The following is a 4,081-nucleotide window of genomic DNA, read 5'->3' as shown; positions in this document are numbered from 1 at the left end:
GTTGCTGGCGCAGGGCGAGGACGAGACGCAGCGTTTCGCCCTGCCCGGCAGCGAGCCCGGCTACAGCGCGGTGGCGCCGCATATCGCCGAGAGCCTGCTGGGCCTGCTCGCCGAGCTGGAGCTGCCGGCGCGTCACCAGCCGCAGGGCGAGGCGCTGCGCCAACGGGTGCAGGGCGGGCTCAACTGGTACGAGCTGGTGCCGGTGCTGGACGACCTGGCGGTGCTGGTGTTGGCGGTGAGCGACAGCGGCCAGCGCGAATTCGCCGGTTACCTCAAGCAGCTCAACGAGCGCCTGGCGGCCTTTATCGGCACCCTGAGCGAGGCGCACGAGGGCTACAGCGAATCGGTCGAGAGCGCGCGCGACTTCGACCGGCAATTGCGCGAGCAGGTCAGCGGCCTGCAGCACAGCGTGCAGAGCGCGGCGGATCTGGATGCGCTCAAGCAGGCCCTGGAGCAGCGTCTGGACGGCTTGCTGCAGACCGTCAGCAGCCACCAGCGCCAGCGCGACGGCCGCGAGGCCGAGGTGGCTCAACGCCTGCAGAGCCTGGTGCAGCGGGTCGCCGAGATGGAGCGCGAGGCCCAGCAGTTTCGCGAGCACATCGAGGAGCAGCGGCAGAAGTCCCTGCTCGACCCGCTGACCGGCCTGCCCAACCGCGCCGCCTGGAGCGAGCGCCTGGAGCTGGAGACGGCGCGCCGCCTGCGCTACGGCGGCGAGCTGCTGCTGGCGGTGCTCGACGTCGACCATTTCAAGCGGATCAACGACAGCTACGGTCACCTGGCCGGCGACCGGGTGCTGAAGATCATCGCCGGCGAACTGCACAAGCGCCTGCGCAAGACCGACTTCATCGCCCGTTACGGCGGCGAGGAGTTCGTCCTGCTGATCCCGGCGACGCCGCTGGACGGCGGCGTGCAGCTGCTGGAGACCCTGCGCACGGCCATCGAGGCCTGCCCCTTCCACTTCAAGGGCGAGCCGGTGACCATCACCCTCTCCGCCGGGCTCGCCGAATTCCGTGGCGAGGAAGCCGCCGAGGCGGCGTTCGAGCGCGCCGACCAGGCCCTGTATCGAGCCAAGGCCGGCGGGCGCAACCGCATCGAACTGGGCTGAGCCGCGTTGCCCCTCAGTGCTCCGCCAACGCCGCCTGGCGCCGGGGCTGCGGCTGGCCGTGCGCGTCCTCTTCTTCCAGCAGCGGCACTTCCTGGCCCTGCGCGTCGTACAGCTTGCCGCCGACGAAATGGTCGCCGTCGTGCAGGGCGGCGATGTCGCGGTAGCGCAGGCTGCGCTCGGTGCCGGCGACGAACACCGACTGCTGGTCGGAATTGCCGGCGGTGAAGTGGTTGAACAGCAGGTTGAGCAGGATCGCCATGATCGCCGCCGAGCTGATGCCGGAGTGGAAGATGGTCTCGAACCAGGCCGGGAAGTGGTGGTAGAAGCTCGGCATGGCGATGGGGATCATGCCGAAACCGATCGAGGTGGCGACTATCACCAGGTTCATGTTGTTGCGGTAGTCGACCTTGGCCAGGGTGCGGATGCCGCTGGCAGCCACGGTGCCGAACAGCACCACGCCGGCGCCGCCGAGCACCGAGGTGGGCACTGCGGCGATGATCCGACCCATGATCGGCAGCAGGCCGAGAGTGACCAGGATCAGCCCGCCGGTGGCCACCACGTAGCGGCTCTTGACCCCGGTGACGGCGACCAGGCCGACGTTCTGGGCGAAGGCGCTCTGGGTGAAGGAGCCGAACAGCGGCGCCACCGCGCTGGCGATCATGTCCGCACGCAGGCCGTTGCCGAGGCGCTTGGAGTCGACCTTGGTGTCGATGATGTCGCCGACGGCGAGGATGTCGGCCGAGGTTTCCACCAGGATCACGATCACCACGATCAACATCGAAATGATCGCCGCCAGCTCGAACACCGGCATGCCGAAATGCAGCGGCGTGGGGAAGGCCAGTACCGGGCCGGCGCCGACCTTGGAGAAGTCGGCCATGCCGAAGGCCAGGGCCACCAGGGTGCCGATCACCATGGCCAGCAGGATCGACAGGCGCGAGATGGTGGCGCTGCCGACCTTGCTCAGCAGCAGCACGGTGGCCAGGGTGAAGGCAGCCAGGCCGATATTGGCCATGCTGCCGAAGTCCGCGGCCTGGCTGTTGCCGCCCATGGCCCAGCGCGCGGCCACCGGCATCAGGGTCAGGCCGATGGTGGTGATGACGATGCCGGTCACCAGTGGCGGGAAGAACTTGGTGATCTTGGAGAAGATCGGCGTGATCAGCAGGCCGATCAGCGCCGCGCCTATCACCGCGCCGAACACCACCGGCAGGCCGCCTTCGCCGCCATTGGCGCCGACTATGGCGACTATGGTGGCGACGCTGGCGAAGGACACGCCCTGCACCAGCGGCAGCTGACAGCCGAAGAACGGCAGGCCGAGGGTCTGCAGCAGGGTGGCGGCGCCGCCGACGAACAGTGAGGCGGCGATCAGCAGGCCGATGTCGGCTGGCGACAGCCCGGCCGCCTGGCCGACGATCAGCGGCACCGCGACTATGCCGCCATACATGGTCAGCACGTGTTGCAAGCCATAGAGGAGATTGGCGCCGATGCCGAGATTCTCGTCCTCGGGACGCGGGGCAGGAGCGCTGGTGGGGGTGGACGTCATGGTGAGGCTACTCGCTGTTGTTCTTGTCCGGTCAATGTAGACAAATTTTTATTATTTTGGCTACTACTTTGTATACATTCTTACGAGTGATGTTTCTCGATACGATTTCGATAGTTCCGGTCACAAAGGCATCGGCTGCTGCCTCTTCGCTGCAATCTGACTGCCGCGCCGGCTCGCGGCGAAGCCCAGCCAGGCCCTAGACTATCTGCCTGACTCACTGGAGACGCCCATGGATATCTTCAGCATCGCCGTGCTGATCTTTCTGGTCACCGACCCCTTCGGCAATATCGCCATCTACATCGCCGCGCTGAAGAACCTCGAGCCGCGCCGCCGGATCTGGATCGCCGCGCGCGAGCTGCTGTTCGCCCTGGCCCTGCTGCTGCTGTTTCTCACCTTTGGTGACAAAGTCCTCAGCAGCCTGGGCCTGTCGCGCGAGGCAACCGCCATCGCCGGCGGTATCATCCTGTTCGTCATCGCCATGCGCCTGATCTTCCCCAGTCCGCAGGGCCTGCTCGGCGACGTGCCGGATGGCGAGCCGATGCTGGTGCCGCTGGCCACCCCGGCGGTGGCCGGGCCCTCGGCCCTGGCGGTGCTGATGACCCTGCGCAACACCCATACCGGGCCGCTCTGGGAGCTCTACCTGGCGCTGCTGCTGGCCTGGGCGGCGACGGCATTCATTCTGCTGCAGGCCTCGTTCCTGCAGCGGTTTCTCGGAACCCGCGGGTTGACGGCGGTGGAACGACTGATGGGCATGCTGCTGATCATGCTCAGCGTCGACATGTTGCTGGACAACCTGCAAAGCGTATTCGGTCACGCATGAAGTCTCTCTGCCTTAGCCTCGTTCTTGCCTTGCTCGCCGGTTGCAGCGCTGGGCTGCGCATCGACGACAGCCACACCGCAACGGGGCAGAACAGCCGCGTGCAGTACGTGGTGCTGCACTACACCTCCACCGATCTGGCGCGCTCGCTCAAGCTGCTCACCGAGACCGAGGTGAGCAGCCATTACCTGATCGGCGACGCGCCGCCGACCGTCTACCGTCTGGTGGATGAGGATCGCCGGGCCTGGCACGTCGGCGTCAGCGAGTGGCAGGGGCGCACCTGGCTCAACGCCTCGACCATCGGCATCGAGCTGGTCAACCAGGGCTACTACGAGACCCCGGCCGGTCGCTATTGGCAGCCCTTCGCCCCGCAGCAGATCGACAGGCTGATCGTGCTGCTCAAGGACATCGTGCAGCGTCACCAGTTGCCGCCGGGCGCGATCATCGCCCACAGCGATGTGGCGCCGCAGCGCAAGGTCGACCCGGGCCCGCTGTTTCCCTGGAAGCGCCTGGCCGACGAGGGCCTGCTGCCCTGGCCGGACGAGGCGGCGGTGGCGCGCCAGCAGGCGCTGTTCGCCGCCAGCCCGCCCAGCGTGCAGTGGTTCCAGGAGCAGCTGGC

The 4,081-nt window shown here is 67.3% G+C and carries 4 protein-coding genes; 3 read left to right on the top strand and 1 reads right to left on the bottom strand.

Annotated features, from left to right (window positions below):
• Positions 1-1,105 (top strand): GGDEF domain-containing protein (locus N878_RS14115; RefSeq protein ID WP_021444289.1); only part of this gene is annotated, 1,105 nt, incomplete at its 5' end.
• A gap of 13 nt (positions 1,106-1,118) precedes the next feature.
• Here the strand turns inward: N878_RS14115 and N878_RS14110 are convergent.
• Positions 1,119-2,645, bottom strand: coding sequence for a nucleobase:cation symporter-2 family protein (locus N878_RS14110; protein ID WP_021444288.1), 1,527 nt, complete (start codon positions 2,643-2,645; stop codon positions 1,119-1,121).
• A gap of 229 nt (positions 2,646-2,874) precedes the next feature.
• On the opposite strand from N878_RS14110, the gene N878_RS14105 reads away from it, so the two are divergent.
• Both N878_RS14105 and N878_RS14100 read left to right on the top strand, forming a co-directional pair.
• Positions 2,875-3,465 (top strand): MarC family protein, encoded by a 591-nt coding sequence (locus tag N878_RS14105; protein WP_021444287.1) that lies wholly within the window; start codon positions 2,875-2,877, stop codon positions 3,463-3,465.
• On the top strand, positions 3,462-4,081 hold a 620-nt coding region (locus tag N878_RS14100), incomplete at its 3' end, for an N-acetylmuramoyl-L-alanine amidase (RefSeq protein WP_031303179.1). The genes N878_RS14105 and N878_RS14100, both read left to right, overlap by 4 nt.

This window comes from Pseudomonas sp. EGD-AK9, assembly GCF_000465935.2.
In the GTDB taxonomy this organism is placed as follows: Bacteria; Pseudomonadota; Gammaproteobacteria; order Pseudomonadales; family Pseudomonadaceae; genus Aquipseudomonas.
The sequence above is the reverse complement of the archived record's forward strand: the minus strand, read 5'-3'. Positions and strand labels throughout refer to the sequence as shown.

What these genes read in the sequence shown, in the direction of transcription:
- N878_RS14110 (WP_021444288.1), bottom strand. Translation starts at nt 2,645, where the DNA reads ATGACGTCCACCCCCACCAGCGCTCCTGCCCCGCGTCCCGAGGACGAG.
- N878_RS14105 (WP_021444287.1), top strand. Translation starts at nt 2,875, where the DNA reads ATGGATATCTTCAGCATCGCCGTGCTGATCTTTCTGGTCACCGACCCC.